The sequence below is a fragment of the Streptomyces sp. NPDC079020 genome (assembly GCF_044542225.1).
Lineage (GTDB): Bacteria > Actinomycetota > Actinomycetes > Streptomycetales > Streptomycetaceae > Streptomyces.
This window is the reverse complement of record NZ_JBITUB010000015.1, coordinates 156627-176744: the sequence shown is the minus strand read 5'-3', so window position 1 is coordinate 176744 and position 20118 is coordinate 156627. Positions and strand designations below refer to the sequence as shown.

Sequence of the window (20118 nt, the reverse complement as noted above, 5' to 3'; positions counted from 1 at the left end):
GCGGCCTCACCGCCCTTCGAGCTCCAGATGGCGCACGGCGTACGAGCGCCAGGGCCGCCAGGACTGCCGCGTCTCCCCGCCCGGCGCCCCGTCCCGCGCCGCGTCCGGGTCCACGTCGGGATCGCCGAGTGCCCGCATCCGGATCAGCGCCGCGCTCCGCGGGTCCATCCCCGGGAGCCGGCGCAGCGCCGCTTCCGCCTCGTCCCGGTCCGCACCGGCGTCCAGCCGTACGTCGCCGTCGGCCAGCGCCGCCGCCAGCGCCACCAGCGCGGGTTCCACCGCGGCACCGGCCAGCACGCCCGGCTCGGGAAACACATGGGTGAGCCCGCCGCAGGGCACGTCCAGCACCTTGCCGTACCGCTCCACCAGTTCCTCCGCCCGCGCACGCCCCACCAGCGTCCGTACGGCGAACTCCTCCGGGTCCGCGGCACCCGGCGACCGCAGCCCCGGCCGCGCGGCGACGAGCGGTGCGAGCCGGGGGTCGGCGCCGAGCGCCTCGTCGACGGCGTACGGATCGGCGTCCAGGTCAAGGAGCCGGCGCAGCCGCTGCACGGCGGTGGTGAGGTCACGCAGATCGGTCAGCTGGATCCGGGCCTGGAGCCACGGCCCCGGCGACGCCTCGTCGACGGCGACGATGCCCGCCCCGTACGGCAGCCGGAGCGTGCGGCGGTAGGTGCGGTGACCGGGCGTCCCGCTGATCTCCTCGATCCGTGCCACGGTCGTGGAGCCGAGCAGGTCGAACATCTCCCGCGCGGCGTACGGGCCCCGGTGGGCGAGCCGGAGCGGTACCCCGGCCCGGCGGCTCTCCCGCTCCGCCGCCCCCAGGCCCGTACCGGCCTCGGCCCGCAGCGCGCTGGGCGTACGGGCGTAGATCTGCCGGATCGTGTCGTTGAACTGGCGCACACTGGCGAAGCCGCTCGCGAAGGCGATCTCGGTGACCGGCAGACCGGTGGTCTGGAGGAGCAGCCGGGCGGTGTGCGCACGCTGGGCGCGGGCGAGTGCGACGGGCCCGGCCCCCAGCTCGGCGTTGAGCTGACGCTGGACCTGCCGCGGGCTGTAGCCGAGACGTCCGGCGAGACCGGGGACGCCCTCCCGGTCCACCACGCCGTCGCTGATCATCCGCACGGCCCGGCCGACCACATCGGCGCGGACGTTCCACGCGGCCGAGCCGGGTACGGCGTCAGGGCGGCAGCGCCGGCAGGCCCGGAAGCCGTTGCCCTGGGCGGCGGCCGCCGTCGGATAGAACCGGACGTTCTTGCGCTTGGGGGTGACGGCGGGGCAGCTCGGCCGGCAATAGATGCCGGTGGTCGCGACGGCGAAGAAGAACTCTCCGTCGAACCGTGCGTCGCGGCTGCTCACCGCCTCGTACCTGGTCTCTTCGTCCATCACACCGTCCAGTGTGCGGCAGCCCGCGCTGCCGCACTCGCGGTATTCGGACATCGAACCACCGGCCCCGGGATCCCCCGGACACCGGCCCGGGGGCGCCGGCTACCGCACCCGGCCGCGCTTGGCCTGCATCGCCGCCCGCCCCTCCGCGCCCTTGCGCTTCCAGTCCCGCAGGATCTCGGAGCGCATCCGGGCATCGGTCTTGGCGACGATGCGCTGGTTCTCGCGCAGCAGCTTGCGGTAGCTGTCGAGGCGCCGCTCGGGCAGCGTCCCGTCCTCGATCGCGCCGAGCACCGCGCAGCCGGGCTCGGCCTCGTGGGCGCAGTCGTGGAAGCGGCACTGCCGTGCCAGGTCCTCGATCTCCGAGAAGACCTGGCCGACCCCCGCTTCCGCGTCCCACAGCCCGACGCCGCGCAGCCCGGGGGTGTCGATGAGGACACCGCCGTGCGGCAGGACGAGGAGGTTGCGGGTCGTGGTGGTGTGCCGGCCCTTGCCGTCGACGTCGCGGGCGGCCCGCACCGTCATGACGTCCTCGCCGAGCAGGGTGTTGGCGAGGGTCGACTTGCCGGCGCCGGAGATCCCGAGCAGCACGCTCGTACCGCCGGAGACCACGGCGGAGAACACATCGAGCCCTTCGCCGGTGGCGGAGCTGACCGGCAGGACCTGGACTCCGGGCGCGATGGAATCGATGTCCTCGACGAGATGGGACAGCGTGGCCACGTCCGGTACCAGGTCGCACTTGGTGAGCAGCACGATCGGCTGGGGATCGGTCCCCCCGGCCGTGGATCCGTCCCGCAGCAGCGCGTCACCGCTGGAGCTGGACATGGCGAGCGCGAGGAAGCGCTCAAGGCGCCCGAGGTCGAGTTCGACGGCGAGCGAGACACAGATGACGATGTGATCGATGTTGGTGGCGAGCACCTGTCCCTCGGAACGCTGCGAGGACGTCGAGCGCACGAAGGCGGTACGCCGCGGCAGCAGCGTCCGTACGAACAGGGGGTCGCCCTGGGGATCGACGGCCACCCAGTCGCCGGTGCAGACGATCCGCATCGGGTCGCGGGGCACCACGAACGCGGTGTCCGCACGGAGTGTGCCGTCGGGAGTGACCACGTCGCACTGACCGCGGTCCACCCGCACCACGCGGCCGGGCAGGAGTCCCTGTTCGGCGTACGGGGCGAAAGCGGCCGCCCAGTCGTCGTCCCAGCCGTAAGGAGCCAGCGGGTGCGACGGGGACAGGACGGAAAGAATCGGGAAAGACAAGGGGGAACCCTTCACAAGGGTGGCCCCGGCACCGCGCGCTCGGCGCGGGAGGTTCGAAGGAAGGTCAGCCGGTGGCCACGGGGGTGAGAACGACGCTCATCTGGTTGTGGGCAGTGCCCATCGCAACGACAGTCATCAATGTCCTCACCTCCTGGTTCCTCACGTAGGTCGCCCCGCGTCGCGGAACGTTGCACACCATAGCCCGGCCCCGCCCGGCACCGTCAACAGCTTTTCCCCCGGGCCCGGCGACCGGCAGGCGACCGGAACAGGTTCGCGCCGGGGTGTCAGCCGGAGATATCCCGCAATCTCCCTCGATCAGGTGATACGCATGCACATCGACCGGTCCCGGGCCGTTAGGGTGCCGAGCATGACCTCACCCCAGACCGCCACCGGCACGTTCACACAAGCCCAGTTGGGCACCCAGATCCTGATCGGCTGGAGCGGCGAACACCCCGACCAGGGCCATGACCTCGCCTTCCTTCTCACCTATTCGCTGGGCGACGGGCAGGACGGCCCGGAGGCCGGGGAGGCCGCACTGCGTGTGGCCCTGGAGCGCGCGGGCCTCCAGGTCGGCGGAGGCGTCCAGGACGCCTCCGAGACGCCGGGCATCCAGGCGAAGCTCCTTGTCCAGGCCGGTCAGGCCGTCCTGACACTTCCTCACTTCAAGGCGCAGTACACCGTTCCCGCGGAGTGGCTGGCCGCCGCCGAGGCGCAGGGGCGGGTGTACGTGATGTTCGCGACCCGCCCCTGGCCCGAGGCCGTGCCCGGACAGCCCGTCGGCGAGGAGCAGTTGCGGGGCTTCGCGGCGAACCCGGAGGTCGTGAGCACGGCCGCCCACTGCCTCCTCCCTGTACGCGCCCTGGGCTGAACCCTCCCCCGCACCGCCCGCCCGCGACGATGCCCACCACCCCCCGTGGAGTGGTGGGCATCGTCGTGTGCGGTGCCGGGGCACATGAGTACGGGAGGCCCCGAGGGAGAACCCTCCGGGCCGCCCGCGCTCAGCGGTGTCAGTTGTTGCCGACGCCGTTGCCCGAGAGGACCGGGATGTCGTCCAGGACGTGCGACAGCGGCTCGTCGCCCTTGGCCTGGGTGGAGTTGTCGGCGCACTGCTGGTTCTGCGGGCTGGACAGGACGTTGATGTCCGGAACCGTGATCGGCACCAGGCCGATGAGCGAACCGGCATTGGCCTTGGCCGGGAGACCGATGCAGAGCTTGTTCAGGGTGCCCTGGACGAGCTGGTTCTGCGGGCTCCAGTCACCGTGCGTGGCGGCGTTGCCAAAGGCCTGCGTGGCACCGTTGCCGTTGAGCGTGGTGGTGCCACCGTCGTTGCCGATCGCCATGGCCGTGGGGGCCGCGGCTGCGGACAGACCGATCAGGGACACAGCCACTGCCGCGCCGGCCATCATCTTCTTCATCAAGCTTCACCTTTCGGAGCGTTCCGTTGTGGAACGTACTGATCAACCCCCGCCGGAGCCATCGGTTCCGCACTACCACTCAAATGGGTGTGATCCGGCGCGAGGTCGACGCGGCGCGGTCATGTCCCGGCGATCTCGTGCGACGTGCGCGCCGCCGGGACGAGGCCGCCCGGGACCGCCGCGGGCTCATGGGACGCGGCCGGCCCGGAGCCTCGCCCGGCCGCCCGCCACTCGGCGACCAGCCGGTCGTAGATCGGTGTGCTGTCCTGTGCGGGCTGTTGTCCGCCCCGCGATGGTCGACTGTCGTACTCATCCATGGAGAGGCCCTACCCGCGTGCGGCGGAACCGTCAGCCGCTGCTGCGGCATCCGGCCCAACCACGCACCGCCCTGCCGCGCGCCGCCCTGCCGCGCGTCGCCCTGCCGCGCGTCGCCCTGTCACGCGCCGTACACCGGGCGCGGAGTTCACCCACGACGGAGGCTTCGCTCACGACAAAGGGGCCAGCGCATCCGCGCGACCGAGGAACGGTCGCCGTGCGGATGGACTGGCCCCACCTGCGGTCAGGCGTTGCGGACAGGCAGATTCCGGGCCGCTCCCCGGGAGTTCGGAGAAGTCAGCGGCGAGGGACCGGAGTTACGCGGCCTCAGTTGTTGCCGACACCATTGCCCGAGAGGATCGGGATGTTGTCCAGGATGTGCGACAGGGCCTCGTCGCCCTTGGCCTGGGTGGAGTTCTCGGTGCACTGCTGGTTCTGCGGCGACGACAGGACGTTGAGGTCCGGGACCGTGATCGGCACCAGGCCGATGAGCGAACCGACATTGGCCTTGGCCGGGAGGGCGATGCAGGGCTTGTTGAGCGAGCCCTGGATGAGCGCGAACTGCGGGCTCCAGTCACCGTGGGTGGCGGAGTTGCCGTAGGACTGCATGGCGCCGTTGCCGTTGATCGACGTGGTGCCGCCGTCATTGCCGATGGCCATGGCGGAGGGGGCAGCCGCAGCGGAGACACCGACGACCGAGGCAGCGACCGCCGCCGAGGCCAGAATCTTCTTGATCATAAAAAAGCCCTTCTGGGAAATTCTTGTGCCCGCCTATCCGGAGCGTCCTGACCAACTCTGTGCGGCGGGAATGGGTTGTGCTCATTCACTCGAACGATTCCGCTGCCTCACGGAAATCCGAAAGAACTCCTGCGAGGCAGCGGGCATCGGAGGGAAGGTGAAGCAGTGGGGAAGTGATGCCGTACGACGGTCAGCCGCCGATGGGCATTCCGCCGAGCATCGGGGCTGCCGCCTGGGCCACGCCGGTGGCCTCGCCCGCCAGCTTCCCGACGGTGCCGTCCTTCTGCACCGTCTCGGTGGCCGCGCCGACCGTGTCGACCAGCGGGTCCACCATCTCCGGGGTGCTGGCCATCAGCTGGTTCAGGCCACTGTCGAGGCTGAAGTTGGGGGCCGTGTCAGTAACGGCGAAGGCGGGAGCAGCCGTTCCGAGAGCGACCACGGAACCGGCAACGAGCGCAGCGGTCTTCGCGTACTTCACTTTCAGGTTCCCTTCTGCGCGGCATCTGTTTCGGTCACGTTCCCGTGCCGCACACAAGCTCTCTTTGCCTGTGACTTCTGCCGCTTTCCGTGAACAACGATCAGGCCGCACACGGGAAACTACGCGTCCGCGGATTTTTCCCGCCCGTACGGGGACCGGCCGAAAGTCCGCACGAAGTCCGCGCGGGGAAAGAGGAAAGGGGAAGGCCCCGGATCGGGGGTTGACGATCCGGGGCCGACCGTGGCAGAGCCTGGGCTCAGCCGGACTTCATTCAGCTGTTGATGCAGGTGTTGCCGAAGCTCGGGTTCAGCAGACCGATGATGTTCACGGTGTTACCGCAGACGTTGATCGGAACGTGGATCGGGATCTGCACGACGTTGCCGGACAGAACGCCCGGGGAACCGACGGCGATGCCCTCTGCACCCGCGTCGGCCATGGCCGGCGAGGCGAATCCGAGGGCCATGAGGGCTCCGGCGGCGACGGCGGCGACCTTGGTGTACTTCACTTTTTTCCCTTTCTGCGGCGGGGTCTGGAGCGGTACGACTTTCGTATCGCCCGAGCGGAGTCTCCAGTGCTCGTGACTCCGACGCTGTAATTCGTAACGATTAACGACCAGGATCGAAACCGCTCAATCAAGGAGAAGATTCTCGGATTCCGCCCGAATGACGCAGTATCAGTCGATCCACATCATTGGCCGGTTCATACCCAGCCGATGTACGACCACCCGTGGAGGCAGCAGCAGGCCCGGACCGCTCGGAGGAGGAAAGCCGGCGGTCCGGGCCTGTGGTCTCGGTCCGGTCAGCCGTTGTGGGCGCCGTTGCCGGAGAGGATCGGGATGCTGTCCAGGATGTGCGACAGGGCCTCGTCACCCTTGGCCTGGGTGGAGTTCTCGGTGCACTGCTGGTTCTGCGGCGACGACAGGACGTTGAGGTCCGGGACCGTGATCGGCACGGCGCCGATCAGCGAACCGGCGTTGGCCTTCAGCGGCAGACCGATGCAGGGCTTGTTGAGTGAGCCCTGGATCAGGCCGAACTGGGGGCTCCAGTCACCGTGGGTGGCAGCGTTGCCGAACACCTGTGCGGCGCCGTTGCCGTTGACCGAGGTCGTGCCTCCGTCGTTGCCGATCGCCATGGCCTGCGTCGCGCCGAGACCGAGGATGGAGGCGGCGACAGCGCCCGTAGCCAGAACCTTCTTGATCACGATTAACCCTTCTCGAACCCGTTGCCCCGTACCGGAGCCTCCTGACCAACTCGCGGCCCGGCAATTGGTTCTCTCCATTCACCCGAATGCCGGACGGCCGGGATTCGTTGACGAAGCGGCCGCCCACGTCCGCCCCGTCGGGGTGACCTCCTGTCCGTATGTGCGACGCATCTCGCGGAGGCGCATCCGGGAAGCCGATTAGGTGATTCGTGAAGGAATCGCGACCATTCTCCACGGAGGAACCGCCGCCGAACGCGTGAAAGTTGCCGCCCGGAAGAAGGCCGAAAAATTCAGAGGACCGAAGGGGCACCTTCGGTTCCGCCAACTTTCAACCAGCCCCTCCCAGCGAAATGCGAACGTGAGTACGTCACCCGTTCGGCTGATTACAAGATTTCCACTGACTTCCAAGTTTCCCTCACAACCCAGGGGTCGTTAGGCGTGTCGTCCAGCGCGCACGTGCGTCTCGGCTCGAACACGGCACCGCTCGGTGGCTCTGCGGGCGAATCGCCCACGCGAAATGTCCTAAGGAAGGGCAAGTAATGCGACAGGTTCTGAACAAAAGCATGATCGTCATGGCGGCGGCGTCGGGCATCCTGACCGCGGCCGGCGGCGCCGCGTACGCCGATGCCTCGGCCGCCGGTGCCGCCGTCGGTTCACCGGGGGTCGGCTCGGGCAACGCTGTCCAGGTGCCGGTGCACATCCCGGTCAACGCCTGCGGCAACACGGTCAACGTGATCGCGCTGCTGAACCCCGCCTTCGGCAACGCGTGCAAGAACGCGGGTTCCGGCGGCAACGGCGGCCATCAGGGCGGCTCCAGCGCCCAGGGCGTGACGGCCGGCTCCCCCGGCGTCCTGTCGGGGAACCTGGTCCAGGCGCCCGTGGATGTCCCGGTCAACGCCTGCGGCAACAGCGTCAACGTCGTCGGTCTGCTGAACCCGGCCTTCGGCAATCAGTGCGCGAACGTGAGCGGCCCGGACCACCACGAGCCGCCGGTCAAGCCGCCGGTCGAGCCCCCGGTCAAGCCGCCGGTCGAGCCCCCCACGGAGGAGCCCCCCGTCAACGAACCGCCGGTCGAGGAGCCCCCGGTGAACGAACCGCCGGTGAATGAGCCGCCGGCCGAGGAGCCCCCCGTCGACGAGCCGCCGGCCGACACCCCCGGGCCGGACCGGCCCGGATCGCACCTCGCCGAGACCGGTGCCGAGGGCCTCGGTATGGCCGCCGGCGCGAGCGCCGCGCTGCTGCTCGGCGGGGCGGTCCTGATGCGCCGCACCCGCGGCACGCGGGGCTGAGCCCGGCCGCTCCGGGCGGCTGAGGCCCGGCCGGACGGCAGAGGCCGTCCGGCCGGGTCCTCGGCGGGCGACGGGGACACCGTGCCCGGACGTCGGCGTCCGGGCACGGGTGCCGCACCCGGCCGGGTGGGACGATGGGCCGGTTCGGCATCCTGCATCCCGGAGTACCCCGGGCCGACGGCGAAGGCGGTAGTGGCGTGGCGGCAGCGGCCTTGCGAGTGGGAGTGATCGGCGGCAGCATCGCCGGCTGCGCGACGGCCGTCGCGGGCGTCCGCGCCGGGGCGGACGTCACGGTGTACGAACGCAGTGACGGCGAGCTCCAGGACCGCGGGTTCGGGATCGTGATCCCGCCGCCCCTGCACGAGGAGCTGGTCTCGGCCGGCTATCTGGACGCGGCGATGCCCACGTCTCCGGTGGCGTACCGGGCCTGGGTCACCCGGCGGCCGCAGGGGGGTTCCGCGCGGGAGTTCGCACGCCAGGATGCCGCGGTGACTCCCTGCAACTGGGGTTTGCTGTGGCGGTCGTTGCGCGGAAATGTGGGTGGGGCCCGCTATCTGCGAGGCCGGCCGGTGACCGCGGTACGGCAGGAGCCGGACGGGCGGGCGGTGATCCGCACCGCGGACGGCGAGGAGACGTACGACATCGTCGTGGGGGCCGACGGGCACAGGTCCCCGACCCGTCAGGTGCTGGCCCCCGGACTGCGTCCGACGCCCGCCGGATATCTGGTGTGGCGCGGCACGATTCCGCTGAGCGCCCTCGCCGGTCATCCCCGGGAGCTGGAACTGCTGCGCGAGGCGTGGGTCACCGTGGGCTTCCGGGGCGGTCATGGGATCTTCTATCTGATTCCGGCCGGCCACCGGGACGGCGCGCGGGCCCGTGGGACCGCCGGCCAGGTGATCGCGTACGCCGTCTACGGTCGGCCGCCCGCGCCGGGCAGCGATGTCGGCGCCCACGTACGCACGATCGCCGAGGAGCATTTCCCGGATTCATGGGCCGACATCGTCGCGCGCGGCGAGCATCTGGCCATGGCCTGTCATCCGGTGGCCGATGTCCTGGTTCCCCGTGCCGCGCGCTCCCCGCTCCTGCTCGCCGGGGACGCGGCGGGAGTGACCCGGCCGCACACGGCCAGCGGCGCGGTCAAGGCGCTCCAGGACGCACTGTGCCTGGAGCGTGCGCTGCGGGAGTCGACGTCACCGGCCCGCGCGCTGGAGCGGTACGCGGACGAACGCACGGCGGCGGGCTCCCGCCTGGTGGAACTGGGGCGCAGGCTGGGGCGCGCGCAGGTGGAGGCGACCCCGGACTGGGCGGCCATGGACCAGCACGAGGTGGACGCGTGGTGCCGGGACACGCTGGCGGGGACCCGGCACTATCTGTACGGGGAACTGCGATAGGCCGCGCCGGGGCGGGCGGCGCTGTGCCATGTGACATGCGGTGGTGGCACGACGGGCGGTGGCACGACGGGCGGTGGCGGGTGGCGGCGCGGTGTGACATGCCGTCATGCGGCCCGCCGTACCGCGCCGCCCGGTAGCGCGGTCCGCGCCCCCAACCGCACCCCCGCACGGCGTCGCCCGGCTCAGGTGGCGATGCGCTCGAAGACCGCCGCCAGGCCCTGGCCGCCACCGATGCACATGGTCTCCAGGCCGTAGCGGGCCTCCCGGCGGTGCAGTTCCCGGGTCAGCGTGGCGAGGATGCGGGCGCCGGTGGCACCCACCGGATGCCCGAGCGAGACCCCGGACCCATTGACGTTGATCCGCTGATCGTGGTCGGTCTCGCCGAGCCCCAACTCGCGTGTGCACGCCAGCACTTGCGCGGCAAATGCTTCGTTGAGCTCGATCAGGTCGAGATCACCGAGCGTGAGCCCGGCGCGGGCGAGCGCCGCACGGGTGGCGGGGACGGGACCGATGCCCATGGTCGCGGCCGGGACTCCGGCGCGGGCGAAGGAGACCAGGCGGACGAGCGGTGTGAGGCCCAGGCGTTCGGCGGTGGCCGCCCCGGTCACCAGGCAGGCGGCAGCCGCGTCGTTCTGACCGCTGGCGTTGCCCGCGGTGACGGTGGCCCCGGGGTCGGACTCGCCCATGACCGGGCGGAGCGCCGCCAGTTGCTCGGCGGTGGTGTCGGGGCGCGGGTGCTCGTCGGCGGTGACGGTCGTATCGCCCTTGCGGGTCCGTACGGTGACGGGGATCATCTCCGCGGCGTACCGTCCCTCGGCGAGGGCGGTCGCGGCACGCCGCTGCGAACGCAGGGCCAGCGCGTCCTGGTCGGCGCGGCTGATCCCGTACGCGCGGCGCAGGTTCTCCGCGGTCTCGATCATGCCGCCGGGGACGGGGTGGTTGACGCCGCCCGCGGTGACGCGGCCGCGGGCCAGTGAGTCGTGCAGCTGAAGGCCGGGGCCCTTGATTCCCCAGCGCCCGTCGTGCGTGTAGTAGGGGGCCGCGCTCATCACGTCGACGCCGCCCGCGATCACGACCTCGCTGAACCCCGCCCGGATCTGCATCGCCGCGTCGAGGACGGCCTGGAGGCCGGAGCCGCAGCGCCGGTCGATCTGGGCGCCGGTGACGGACTCGGGGAGTCCGGCGTCCAGTGCGGCGACCCGGCCGATGGCCGGGCCCTCGGCGGACGGGTAGGCCTGGCCGAGGATCACTTCGTCGACACGGCCTGGGTCGATGCCCGTACGGGCGACGACCTCGGCGATGACACGTGCGGCGAGTGAGGCCGGTGTCTGCTGCGCGAACGCCCCGCCGAAGCGGCCGATGGGGGTGCGCAGCGGTTCGCAGATGACGACATCGAGCGGGTCGGGCACGGCGGGGCCTTTCGCGAGGGGCGGCGGGGACGGTGCGGTTACGGGGGCGACCTTCGCATCCGGCGACCGAGCCGGTCCAATACCGAATTCACCCGGGTTCGAGAGGAGGCACGTCTCAATGGATTACGGGACAGCCCTTACGGGTCCCGTCCGGCGGGCGGGGGTCGGCAGCGCCTCCTCGGCGACGGCGAGCACGGCGCGCAGTGCGGCGGAGGGGTTGTCGGCCCGCCAGGCCAGGGCCGCCTGGCGGCGGATGGGCGGTCCGGCGAGGGGGCGGTAGACCAGCCCGTTCTGCTGGATGTGCCGGCAGGAGGTGACCGTGAGGGCGACGCCGACCCCCGCGGCGACCAGCGCCATGATCGTGTACGAGTCGGGGGCCTCCTGGACCACACGCGGGTTGAACCCGGCGTCCTCGCACGCCTCGACCATCGCGTCGCGCACGGTGGAGCCGGTGTTGGCGGGGAAGGAGACGAAGGGTTCCTCGGCCAGGGCCTCGACCGGCACCGTCTCCCGCCGGGCGAGCGGGTGGTCGAAGGGCAGGGCGCACAGCAGCTCCTCCTCGTCGATCACCCGGTACGCCACGCCCGGCCGGGTCACCGGCAGCCGGACGAAGCCGAGGTCGAGCGTGCCGTCCGCCACCCGGGACAGCGCGACATTGGCGTACGTCTGGCCGGTCATGACGAGTTCGAGGCCGGGGTGGGCGGCGCGTACGGCGCGGGTCAGCCGGGGCAGCGTCTCGTGGCTGGAGGCCCCGGCGAAGCCGATGGTGACCCGGCCGTACTCACCGCGGCCGGCCGATCTGGCGGCGCGTACCGCCGTGCCGAGGTCGTCCAGGACCGTCCGTACCGGTTCGAGGAACGACTCCCCCGCGCTGGTGAGCCGTACGGAGCGGGTGTTGCGCCGGAAGAGCTGGACGCCCAGCTCCTTCTCCAGCCGGCGGATCTGCTGGCTCAGCGGAGGCTGGGCCATCTGGAGCCTCCTGGCGGCCCGGCCGAAGTGCAGTTCCTCGGCCACGGCGACGAACGCGTGGAGATGACGCAGCTCCATACCGTCGCCCCTCCCGTCCGTTCCGGCCGGTGGTTCCGGCAATTCATATCCAGGGCGTCCTGATCCGACCTTAATTCGGTATTGGACAGCGATCAATGGCCGCTGACACGGTAGGGCGACCGCACGCACACGCCGGCCCGCACGCCTACGCCGAGCGCACGCAGACGCCGAGGAGCACCGTGGTCCGGACGGACAAGACCATGTCGATGAAGGAGGCCGTCGCCGCCTTCGTGCATGACGGGGACACCATCAGCCTCGAAGGCTTCACCCATCTCATCCCGACCGCCGCCGGACACGAGATCATCCGGCAGGGCCGCCGTGACCTCACGGTCGTCCGGATGACCGCGGACATCGTGGTGGACCAGATGCTGGCGGCGGGCTGTGTCTCGCGGCTGGTCTCCTCCTTCGTGGGCAACTCCTCCGCCGGTTCGCTGGGCGAGCTGCGCAGGCGGATCGAGAACGCGGATCCGGAACCGCTCGCGTTCGAGGAGTACAGCCACTACGGGATGATCTGCCGCTATCTCGCCGGGTCCCAGCGGCTGCCGTTCTATCCGCTGCGTTCGTACGGCGGCAGCGATCTGCCCTCCGTCAACCCCGGTCTGCGCACGGTCACCTCGCCCTATCCGGGCCCGGACGGTGGACCGGAGCGGATCTATGTCGTCCCGCCGGTCAATCCGGAGGTGACGATCATCCACGCCCAGCGCGCGGACCGCCGGGGCAACACGCAGATGTGGGGACTGACCGGGGTCCAGGCCGAGGCGGTGTTCGCCGCGCGCAGGGCGGTCGTCGTCGTGGAGGAGCTGGTCGACGACGAGGTGATCCGCTCGGACCCGAACCGCACATTGGTGCCGGCCCACGCGGTCGACGCGGTCGTCGTGTGCCCGCGCGGCGCGCACCCCTCGTTCGCGCAGGGGTACTACGACCGGGACAACGCGTTCTACCGGGCCTGGTCGGGGATCAGCAAGGACCCGGAACGGCTCCGGGCCTGGCTGGACGAGTGGGTCCTCGGCACGGCCGACCACGCCGAGTACGTGGCCAAGCTCGGCGAGGAGTTCTGGGCGGGGCTCGCGGTCGGCGAGGCACTGAGCGAGCCGGTGAACTACGGACGGCGGCTGTGAGAGCGGGACACGGGAGGGAACGGGTCATGAGGACGAGCACCACGGGCACAGCGGACGCCGCGGCCGCGGCCTTCGAGAACTCCCCGGCGCCCCCCGCCACCTCCTCCGAGCTGCTCGCCGTCGTCGCCTCCCGCGAACTGGCCGCCCGGCGCACCGTGTTCGCCGGTATCGGCCTGCCGACGCTGGCGACCGAGCTGGCACATCTGACCGTCGCGCCGGACATCGAGGTCGTGTACGAGTCCGGGGTCTGCGGCGCCCACCCCTCGCACCTTCCGGAGACCATCGCCGACGCGGTCCTGATCACCGGTGCGGAGGCCGTGCTGCCGATGCCCGCCCTGTTCGGCTGTGTCCTTCAGGGCGGTCATATCGACGTGGGGTTCCTGGGGGCCGCCCAGATCGACCGGTGGGGCAGCCTCAACACCTCCGTGATCGGTGACTGGGACAGCCCCTCGGTGCGGCTGCCCGGCTCCGGCGGCGGTGTGGAGGTGATGGCCAACTCCCGCGAGGTGTTCGTGGTGATGCGCCGCCACACCCCGCGCTCCTTCGCCGGGACCCTCGACTTCTGCACCACCCCGGGGCCGGACCGGGCACTCGCCGAGGGCATCCGGCCGCTCGGCATCGGTGTCACCCGGGTCATCACCGAACTGGGCATCCTGGCCCGTGCGGGCATCGGCGCGGAACTGCGGCTGGTCGCCGTCCACCCGGGCGTCACCGTCGGGCAGGTCCGGGCCGCGACCGGCTGGGACCTCCAGGTGGCCGATACGGTCACCACGGTGCCGTCCCCCACGGCCGCGGAGCTGCGGCTGCTGCGCGACGATGTCGACCCCCACCGTGTGTACCTCCGCTGAAAGGGCCTCAACTGCCATGCGTATCAGGATTGTCGGCGCCGGAGCCATGGGGCGCGGGATCGCCCAGTGGGCGGCGAGTGCCGGACACACCGTCGAGCTGGGCGACGTACGGGCCGAGGCGGTGACGGAGGCGCTGGACTTCGTCGCGTCGATGCTGGAGCGTGCCGTGGCCAAGGGCCGGATGACCGCCGGGGAACGGGCGGCCGCCGGAGCACGGCTCATCCCCCTCACGGACCCCTGGGCGGCCGGGGAGGACGTCGAGCTGGTCATCGAGGCCGTACGGGAGAACCTGGACACCAAGGCCGAGGTGTTCGGCAGGCTGGAGCGGGCGCTGCCCGCCTCGGCCGTCTTCGCCACCAACACCTCGTCCCTGTCGGTCACCCGGATCGCCGCGACGCTCCAGGACCCCTCGCGCCTGGCGGGGCTGCACTTCTTCAACCCGGTCCCGCTGATGAGGATCGTCGAGGTGGTGCCGGGCGCGGCCACCCGTCCGGACATCCCGCCCGCGCTCACCGCGCTCGTCGAGAGCTGCGGGCACCGGGCGGTCACGGTGGCCGACACCCCCGGCTTCCTGGTCAACCACGCCGGACGCGGTCTGGTGACGGAGGCGCTGGCGCTGCTGGAGGAGTCGGTCGCCGACCCGGCCGGTATCGACCGGATCGCCCGTGACGTGCTGGGCCTGCGGATGGGCCCGTTCGAGCTGATGGATCTCACCGGGCTCGATGTGACGGCCGCGGTGATCGACTCGATCTGGCAGGGCTTCCGTCACGAGGACCGGCTGCGCCCCTCGTACCTCACACCGAACCGGGTGGCCGGCGGGCTGCACGGGCGCAAGACCGGCCGGGGCTGGTTCGCGTACGGGCCCGGGTCGCCCGGCCCCGCCCCGGAGGCCCCGGTCACCGGCGACGCGGACCGGCCGGTGCATGTGCCCGGCGACGGGCCGCGGGCCACGGCGCTGCGCGCGGCGCTGACGGCGGCGGGCGCCACCGTCGGGGCGGGCCGGGAACCGTCGGCGGACGCCGTGGTGCTGGTCCCGGTCTGGGGGACGACGGTGGCCGCCGCGGTGGCCGCGCACGGGCTGCCGGCCGACCGCACCTTCGGGGTGGACCCGCTGCCCCCGGTGGGCCGCCGGCGGGTGCTCGCGGTGACCCCGGCGTCCGGTCCGGCCGCCGCGCGGGACGCCCGCGCGGTACTGGCGCGGGCCGGCGACGGCGCGGAGCCGTACGCCGTCTCGGTCGTGCGGGACACCGCCGGTTCCGTCGCCCAGCGGCTGCTGGCCTCGGTCGTGTCCGTCGCCGCGTCGATCGCGGAACGCTCGCTGGCCACCCCGGCCGATATCGACCTGGCCGTGACGACGGGGCTCGGATATCCGGTGGGACCGCTGGCCTGGGGCGAGCGGATCGGCGCCGGACACATGCTGGAGCTGTCCCGTTCCCTGTACGCCACGACGGGTGATCCGCGCCACCGGCCGACCCGCTGGGTCACCGAACGGGCGCAGCTCGGGCTGGCACTGACGGACCCCGGCACCACACCCGGGGCCTGTACGGACTGACGGGAGGGGTCCCGGGCCGTGCGCGGAGGTGCGGCCGGGGCCCGCCCCGGCCGGCCCGGACCCGCCGCGGCGGTCCGGGCCCCGCCTCAGCCCGTCAGCCGGATGACCGTCAGCAGCACGGCGGCGATGAGTGCTCCGAGACCCAGGGTCCGCATCTCCGGACGGCGCGGCACGATGCGTTCGGCCGGCGTTCCGGTGATCTCCAGGTTCGCCGCCTGCCGGGAGAGCTCCCCCGGCACCCGCTTCGGCACGATCACCCGCCAGGGCTGCTCCGGGTCGTACTGGACCACCATGGAGCGCCGGTTACGGGCGTCCTGGAGATCGAGCGGGTGCCGGGCGGCCCAGGGCGTACCGGTCGACGACGGCCGGGAACTCGTGCCGTACGCCGTCCCCGTCGTCGAAGCCCACGACGACCCGGCCGCGGTCGCGGCCCACCCGTTCCCACCCGGTCAGCCCGGCCTCGGCCACGGCGAGCCGGCGGCCGAGCGCGAGCCGGTGCAGCACCTGGGTCCGCCGGAGGGGGAATGACCGTTTCGTACAAGACCTGCGCCGGACACCGCGCCTACTGTCGGCCCCATGACTCCACGACTCGACGCCATCAGCATCATCACCGCGGACCTGGCCGCGTCCCTCGCCTTCTACCGGCGGCTCGGCCTGGACATTCCCGCCGGTGCGGAATCCGCGCCCCATGTCGAAGCGGCCCTGCCCGGCGGGGGGCGGCTGCTGTGGGACACCGAGGAGGTCGTCCGCTCCTTCGACCCGGACTGGCGGCGGCCGGCGGGCGGGGAGCGCCTCGGCCTCGCGTTCCTGTGCGACAGCCCGGCGGAGGTGGACGCGGTGTACGCCGATCTGACCGGGGCCGGGCATCAGGGGCATCTGGAGCCGTGGGACGCGGTGTGGGGACAGCGCTACGCCGTCGTGCTGGATCCGGACGGCTGCGGGGTGTCGCTGTTCGCGGATGCCGCGTAGCCGGTGCGGGCCAGATAGCCGCCCAGCGTGGTGCCCGCCAGCGCCCGTACCTCGCGGGCGAGGTGCGCCTGGTCGGTGCAGCCCGCGGTGAGCGCGGCCTCGGCGTACGGCGTTCCCGCCCGTACGAGGGCCAGGGCGCGCTGGAGCCGCAGCACCCGGGCCAGGGTCTTGGGCCCGTAGCCGAACGCGGCCAGCGAGCGGCGGTGCAGCTGGCGGGCGCCGAGTCCGGCCGACCGCGCGGTGGCGGCGACCGACCGGCCGTGCCGGAGCTGCGCGGCGACATGCGCCGTCAGCGGGTCCGGGGGGCCGGTGTCGGCGGCCCGGCGCAGGGCGAGACGTTCCAGCGCCGCGGCCGGGTCGGGGTCCTCGGTGATCCGTTCGGTGAGCCTGCGGACCTCGGCGCCCGGCCACAGCGCGGCGAGGCCGACGCGGCGGTCGCGCAGTTCGTCCGCCGGGACGCCGAGCAGCGTGGGCGCCGCGCCGGGGGCGAAGCGGATCGCCGCGCACCGTCCGGGCTGTTCCCCGGCCGTTTCGAACGCGTGGGTGTCGGGTCCGGCGACGAGCAGCCCGCCCCGGGTCCAGATCAGGTCCATGCAGCCGTCGGGGAGGACGGGACGGGAGGGTTCCTCGGGCCCGTTCCAGGTCCAGACGACCGCACCGTCGAGGCGCGAGGCCCGTTCCGCGTACCCGTGGGGCATGTCCGCGGCGTTCACCCGCGGGTTCCGGCGACGCGTCCTCATGGGGCCCGGAGCCCCGGGTTCTCGCCGGTGTCCGTGCGCCCCGCGTCCGGGGCGTGCCATACGTGCGGGGTGTCCTGCGCGTCGCGGGCGGCCTCGGTGTCCTGGCCGTCCTTGCCGTGCTTGCCGTCCTTGGATTCCTTCGCGCCCTTGGGTTCCTTCTCCCAGGTCGCGTGCAGCCGGGACTTCACGTCGTCCGGCGGCAGGAAGCGCGACCAGCGCTCCGGGAACTCCGAGGGCATGTACGCGTCGTCGTCATCGTCGTCGTCCCCCGTGCCGTCCCAGGCCGTGTAGCGGGTACGGGCGACGAACTCGGCGGCCTGCGCGGCCCGTACCAGCTCGTTGGCCTCGCGGGCGGCCGCGGTCGCGAGCGAGGGCCACACCCGGTCGATGGCGGCGTTGACCGCGGCGCCCACCAGCACGGCGAACGCCGAGATGCCTATCCACAGCAGGACCGCGATGGGCGCGGCCAACGATCCGTAGATGGTGGGGCCTTCGACCGTGCTGGTCAGATAGATCCTCAGCAGGAAGCTGCCGACCACCCACATCCCGAGGGCGACGAGCGCTCCCGGTACGTCTTCTATCCACGGCGAACGCACGGGTACGGACACGTGGTACAGCGTCGTGAGGAACGCGATCGTCAGCAGGATGACCAGCGGCCAGTACAGGACGGCGATGACCTCGGTGCCCCAGGGGACGAACTCCACCACCCGGTCCGGGCCGACCACCAGGAGCGGCAGCACCACCGCTCCCAGCAGCAGCGCGACGATGTACAGCAGGAAGGCGAGCAGCCGGGTCTTGACGATGCCGCGTTCGCCGTCGAGCCCGTACATGACGGTGATGGTGTCGATGAAGACGTTCACCGCGCGGGAGCCGGACCACAGGGCGATCGCGAAACCGATGGAGATCACATCGGGCCGGGCACCGGTCGTGATGTCCGCCAGGAGGGGTTTGGCGAAGTCGTTGACGCCCCGTTCGGACAGCACGGTCTGCGCGGCGCCGAGGATGTTGCGCTCGATGGAGGCGACCGTGGTGGTGGCCGTCCACTCGTCGACGTAGCCGAGCAGTCCGATCAGACCGAGCAGCAGTGGTGGCAGGGAGAGCAGGGTGAAGAACGCCGCCTCGGCCGCGAGTCCGAGAATGCGGTACTCGATGCACGAGTTGACGGTGTCCTTGAGCAAGTGCCAGGCCATCTGCCGCTTGGATACGTTGCGGTAGAGGGCTCGGGCCCGGTGGAGCCGGCCCGGTGGCCGCTCGGGTGTTTCATTTGCTGCCTGCACCTCCTTACCGTATCGGCATGGCAGCCACCACTCACACAGTGACCAATCAGGTTCCGCCGCTGGTCGGCTATGACGTCTTCGTCGCCGACCGCGCCCTCAGCGAGGCCGTGGAGCGGCATGTCGCGCCCGGCGTCCTTCCCGAGGCACGGGAGGAACTCGGAGCGCTCGGCCGGTCCGCCGGTTCCGCACAGGCCCAGGAATGGGGTGCGCAGGCGAATGAGAATCCGCCGAAACTGCGTACCCACGACCGCTACGGGCACCGTATCGACGAAGTGGAGTTCCATCCCTCCTGGCACCGGCTCCTGGGCCACGCGGTCTCGGCCGGGCTCACCGATGCCTGGGGCCGGCCGGCCGGTCATGTCCGGCGCGCGGCCGGGTTCCTGGTGTGGACGCAGGCCGAGGCGGGGCACGGCTGCCCGCTGTCCATGACGCACGCGGCGGTGCCCGCGCTGCGCACCGACCCGGTGCTGGCCGCCGAGTGGGAGCCGCGGCTGACCTCGCACGTGTACGAGGAAGGGCTGCGGCCCGCCGCGCAGAAGTCCGGGGTGCTCTTCGGGATGGGCATGACGGAGAAGCAGGGCGGCACCGACGTGCGGTCCAACACGACGCGGGCCGAGCCGCTGCCGGGGGACGGGGAGTATCTACTCACCGGCCACAAGTGGTTCTGTTCGGCCCCGATGGCGGACGGCTTCCTGGTGCTGGCGCAGGCGCCGGGCGGGCTGAGCTGCTTCCTCGTGCCGCGCGTCCTGCCGGACGGAACCCGAAATGTGTTCGGTATCCAGCGCCTCAAGGACAAACTGGGCAATAAGTCCAATGCGTCCGGCGAGATCGAGTTCGACGGGACCTGGGCGCGCCGGGTCGGCGACGAGGGCCGCGGCGTGCGCACCATCATCGAGATGGTGGCGGCCACCCGGCTGGACTGTGTGATCGGTTCGGCCGCGCTGATGCGGCAGGCGGTGGCGCAGGCGATCCATCACACCGCGTACCGCAGCGCGTTCGGCGGGCTGCTGATCGAGAAGCCGCTGATGCGCAACGTCCTGGCCGATCTGGCCCTGGAATCGGAGGCGGCGACGGTCCTGGGCCTGCGGCTGGCGGCCGCGTACGACACGGACACGGAGGAGGAGCGGGCGTTCCTGCGGCTCGCGGTGCCCGCGGCCAAGTACTGGGTGACCAAGCGCTGCACGGCGGTGGTGGGCGAGGCCCTGGAGTGCCTGGGCGGCAACGGGTACGTGGAGGAGTCGGGCATGCCGCGGCTGCTGCGCGAGGCGCCGCTCAACTCGATCTGGGAGGGCTCGGGGAATGTACAGGCCCTCGATGTGCTGCGGGCGCTCCAGCGTGAGCCGCAGGCCCTGGACGCGTATCTCCAGGAGGTCGGCAAGGCACGCGGCGCCGATCACCGGCTGGACGCCGCGATCAAGGACCTGCTGACCGAGCTGGCCGATCTGGAGGCCGTGGAGGCGCGGGCCCGGCGGATCGTCGAGCGGATGGCGCTGGTGCTCCAGGGGTCGCTGCTGGTGCGCTGGGCGCCGCCGGAGGTCTCCGACGCGTTCTGTGCCTCGCGGCTGGGCGGGGACTGGGGCATGGCGTTCGGGACGCTGCCGCACAGTCTGGATCTGGCCTCCGTGGTGACGCGGGCCCGGCCCGTCGCCCGGTGAGGCGGTAGCGGAGCGACGGAGGGTGGTGCTGCGC

At 71.9% G+C, this 20118-nt stretch carries 22 protein-coding genes; 8 read left to right on the top strand and 14 right to left on the bottom strand.

Annotation, left to right across the window (positions count from 1 at the left end):
- Window positions 1-6: 6 nt before the first annotated feature.
- Window positions 7-1386: a DNA-3-methyladenine glycosylase 2 family protein gene (locus ACIGJO_RS28125; protein WP_399962822.1), complete on the bottom strand. Its 1380-nt coding sequence runs from the start codon at window positions 1384-1386 to the stop codon at window positions 7-9.
- Between the two features lie 102 nt (window positions 1387-1488).
- On the bottom strand, window positions 1489-2643 hold the full coding sequence (gene rsgA / locus ACIGJO_RS28120; protein WP_399962746.1) for a ribosome small subunit-dependent GTPase A: 1155 nt from the start codon (window positions 2641-2643) through the stop codon (window positions 1489-1491).
- Window positions 2644-3010: 367 nt separating this feature from the next.
- Between rsgA and ACIGJO_RS28115 the strand changes: the two genes are divergently transcribed.
- Window positions 3011-3511 (top strand): DUF5949 family protein, encoded by a 501-nt coding sequence (locus tag ACIGJO_RS28115; RefSeq protein WP_399962744.1) that lies wholly within the window; start codon window positions 3011-3013, stop codon window positions 3509-3511.
- Window positions 3512-3650: 139 nt separating this feature from the next.
- Here the strand turns inward: ACIGJO_RS28115 and ACIGJO_RS28110 are convergent, their stop codons facing one another.
- The 6 genes from ACIGJO_RS28110 to ACIGJO_RS28085 form a co-directional block, all read right to left on the bottom strand.
- Window positions 3651-4058, bottom strand: a complete 408-nt coding sequence (locus ACIGJO_RS28110) for a rodlin (RefSeq protein ID WP_399962742.1) — start codon at window positions 4056-4058, stop codon at window positions 3651-3653.
- A 119-nt stretch (window positions 4059-4177) separates the two neighbouring features.
- Window positions 4178-4375 (bottom strand): hypothetical protein, encoded by a 198-nt coding sequence (locus ACIGJO_RS28105; protein WP_399962740.1) that lies wholly within the window; start codon window positions 4373-4375, stop codon window positions 4178-4180.
- A 325-nt stretch (window positions 4376-4700) separates the two neighbouring features.
- Window positions 4701-5111, bottom strand: a complete 411-nt coding sequence (locus ACIGJO_RS28100) for a rodlin (protein ID WP_399962737.1) — start codon at window positions 5109-5111, stop codon at window positions 4701-4703.
- A gap of 190 nt (window positions 5112-5301) precedes the next feature.
- The gene (locus ACIGJO_RS28095) at window positions 5302-5589 is read right to left on the bottom strand and encodes a hypothetical protein (protein ID WP_266925098.1); all 288 of its coding nucleotides are present in this window, start codon (window positions 5587-5589) and stop codon (window positions 5302-5304) included.
- Window positions 5590-5860: 271 nt separating this feature from the next.
- Window positions 5861-6094 carry a chaplin gene (locus tag ACIGJO_RS28090; protein WP_399962735.1) on the bottom strand — a complete coding sequence of 78 codons (234 nt, stop codon included), beginning with the start codon at window positions 6092-6094 and terminating at the stop codon, window positions 5861-5863.
- 293 nt (window positions 6095-6387) lie between these two features.
- A complete protein-coding gene (locus ACIGJO_RS28085; RefSeq protein WP_399962733.1) occupies window positions 6388-6789 on the bottom strand; it encodes a rodlin in 402 nt (133 codons plus the stop codon).
- Between the two features lie 539 nt (window positions 6790-7328).
- On the opposite strand from ACIGJO_RS28085, the gene ACIGJO_RS28080 reads away from it, so the two are divergent.
- Window positions 7329-8078: a chaplin gene (locus ACIGJO_RS28080; protein ID WP_399962731.1), complete on the top strand. Its 750-nt coding sequence runs from the start codon at window positions 7329-7331 to the stop codon at window positions 8076-8078.
- 197 nt (window positions 8079-8275) lie between these two features.
- Complete coding sequence (locus ACIGJO_RS28075; RefSeq protein ID WP_399962729.1) at window positions 8276-9469, top strand: FAD-dependent monooxygenase; 1194 nt, start codon at window positions 8276-8278, stop codon at window positions 9467-9469.
- Between the two features lie 182 nt (window positions 9470-9651).
- Here the strand turns inward: ACIGJO_RS28075 and ACIGJO_RS28070 are convergent, their stop codons facing one another.
- Both ACIGJO_RS28070 and ACIGJO_RS28065 read right to left on the bottom strand, forming a co-directional pair.
- Window positions 9652-10878: an acetyl-CoA C-acetyltransferase gene (locus ACIGJO_RS28070; RefSeq protein ID WP_399962727.1), complete on the bottom strand. Its 1227-nt coding sequence runs from the start codon at window positions 10876-10878 to the stop codon at window positions 9652-9654.
- 123 nt (window positions 10879-11001) lie between these two features.
- A complete protein-coding gene (locus tag ACIGJO_RS28065) occupies window positions 11002-11925 on the bottom strand; it encodes a LysR substrate-binding domain-containing protein (RefSeq protein WP_399962725.1) in 924 nt (307 codons plus the stop codon).
- A 200-nt stretch (window positions 11926-12125) separates the two neighbouring features.
- On the opposite strand from ACIGJO_RS28065, the gene ACIGJO_RS28060 reads away from it, so the two are divergent.
- From ACIGJO_RS28060 to ACIGJO_RS28050, 3 genes are read left to right on the top strand one after another with little or no spacing between them, the layout of a single operon-like run.
- A complete protein-coding gene (locus ACIGJO_RS28060) occupies window positions 12126-13043 on the top strand; it encodes a CoA transferase subunit A (protein WP_399962820.1) in 918 nt (305 codons plus the stop codon).
- A 26-nt stretch (window positions 13044-13069) separates the two neighbouring features.
- On the top strand, window positions 13070-13891 hold the full coding sequence (locus ACIGJO_RS28055) for a CoA-transferase subunit beta (RefSeq protein WP_399962723.1): 822 nt from the start codon (window positions 13070-13072) through the stop codon (window positions 13889-13891).
- Window positions 13892-13907: 16 nt separating this feature from the next.
- Window positions 13908-15443 carry a 3-hydroxyacyl-CoA dehydrogenase gene (locus ACIGJO_RS28050; RefSeq protein ID WP_399962721.1) on the top strand — a complete coding sequence of 512 codons (1536 nt, stop codon included), beginning with the start codon at window positions 13908-13910 and terminating at the stop codon, window positions 15441-15443.
- Window positions 15444-15529: 86 nt separating this feature from the next.
- On the opposite strand, the gene ACIGJO_RS28045 is transcribed toward ACIGJO_RS28050, so the two are convergent.
- Window positions 15530-15736, bottom strand: coding sequence for a hypothetical protein (locus ACIGJO_RS28045; RefSeq protein ID WP_399962719.1), 207 nt, complete (start codon window positions 15734-15736; stop codon window positions 15530-15532).
- A gap of 10 nt (window positions 15737-15746) precedes the next feature.
- Window positions 15747-15947 carry a hypothetical protein gene (locus ACIGJO_RS28040; RefSeq protein WP_399962717.1) on the bottom strand — a complete coding sequence of 67 codons (201 nt, stop codon included), beginning with the start codon at window positions 15945-15947 and terminating at the stop codon, window positions 15747-15749.
- A gap of 72 nt (window positions 15948-16019) precedes the next feature.
- Between ACIGJO_RS28040 and ACIGJO_RS28035 the strand changes: the two genes are divergently transcribed.
- Window positions 16020-16412 (top strand): VOC family protein, encoded by a 393-nt coding sequence (locus ACIGJO_RS28035; protein WP_399962715.1) that lies wholly within the window; start codon window positions 16020-16022, stop codon window positions 16410-16412.
- Here ACIGJO_RS28035 and ACIGJO_RS28030 read toward each other — a convergent pair.
- Window positions 16352-17110 (bottom strand): DUF6597 domain-containing transcriptional factor, encoded by a 759-nt coding sequence (locus ACIGJO_RS28030; RefSeq protein ID WP_399962818.1) that lies wholly within the window; start codon window positions 17108-17110, stop codon window positions 16352-16354. The genes ACIGJO_RS28035 and ACIGJO_RS28030 overlap by 61 nt on opposite strands.
- 38 nt (window positions 17111-17148) lie before the next feature.
- On the bottom strand, window positions 17149-18429 hold the full coding sequence (locus tag ACIGJO_RS28025) for a YihY/virulence factor BrkB family protein (protein ID WP_399962713.1): 1281 nt from the start codon (window positions 18427-18429) through the stop codon (window positions 17149-17151).
- Window positions 18430-18446: 17 nt separating this feature from the next.
- Here ACIGJO_RS28025 and ACIGJO_RS28020 point away from each other — a divergent pair, with 17 nt between their 5' ends.
- Window positions 18447-20084 (top strand): acyl-CoA dehydrogenase family protein, encoded by a 1638-nt coding sequence (locus ACIGJO_RS28020; protein ID WP_399962711.1) that lies wholly within the window; start codon window positions 18447-18449, stop codon window positions 20082-20084.
- The last annotated feature ends 34 nt before the right edge of the window (window positions 20085-20118 follow it).

Excerpts from the sequence above, each read along its gene's own strand:
- ACIGJO_RS28125 (WP_399962822.1), bottom strand. The coding sequence starts at position 1,386 with ATGGACGAAGAGACCAGGTACGAGGCGGTGAGCAGCCGCGACGCACGG.
- ACIGJO_RS28115 (WP_399962744.1), top strand. The coding sequence starts at position 3,011 with ATGACCTCACCCCAGACCGCCACCGGCACGTTCACACAAGCCCAGTTG.
- ACIGJO_RS28110 (WP_399962742.1), bottom strand. The coding sequence starts at position 4,058 with ATGAAGAAGATGATGGCCGGCGCGGCAGTGGCTGTGTCCCTGATCGGT.
- ACIGJO_RS28105 (WP_399962740.1), bottom strand. The coding sequence starts at position 4,375 with ATGGATGAGTACGACAGTCGACCATCGCGGGGCGGACAACAGCCCGCA.
- ACIGJO_RS28100 (WP_399962737.1), bottom strand. The coding sequence starts at position 5,111 with ATGATCAAGAAGATTCTGGCCTCGGCGGCGGTCGCTGCCTCGGTCGTC.
- ACIGJO_RS28080 (WP_399962731.1), top strand. The coding sequence starts at position 7,329 with ATGCGACAGGTTCTGAACAAAAGCATGATCGTCATGGCGGCGGCGTCG.
- ACIGJO_RS28065 (WP_399962725.1), bottom strand. The coding sequence starts at position 11,925 with ATGGAGCTGCGTCATCTCCACGCGTTCGTCGCCGTGGCCGAGGAACTG.
- ACIGJO_RS28060 (WP_399962820.1), top strand. The coding sequence starts at position 12,126 with ATGTCGATGAAGGAGGCCGTCGCCGCCTTCGTGCATGACGGGGACACC.
- ACIGJO_RS28055 (WP_399962723.1), top strand. The coding sequence starts at position 13,070 with ATGAGGACGAGCACCACGGGCACAGCGGACGCCGCGGCCGCGGCCTTC.
- ACIGJO_RS28050 (WP_399962721.1), top strand. The coding sequence starts at position 13,908 with ATGCGTATCAGGATTGTCGGCGCCGGAGCCATGGGGCGCGGGATCGCC.
- ACIGJO_RS28045 (WP_399962719.1), bottom strand. The coding sequence starts at position 15,736 with ATGGTGGTCCAGTACGACCCGGAGCAGCCCTGGCGGGTGATCGTGCCG.
- ACIGJO_RS28035 (WP_399962715.1), top strand. The coding sequence starts at position 16,020 with ATGACTCCACGACTCGACGCCATCAGCATCATCACCGCGGACCTGGCC.
- ACIGJO_RS28030 (WP_399962818.1), bottom strand. The coding sequence starts at position 17,110 with ATGCCCCACGGGTACGCGGAACGGGCCTCGCGCCTCGACGGTGCGGTC.
- ACIGJO_RS28020 (WP_399962711.1), top strand. The coding sequence starts at position 18,447 with ATGGCAGCCACCACTCACACAGTGACCAATCAGGTTCCGCCGCTGGTC.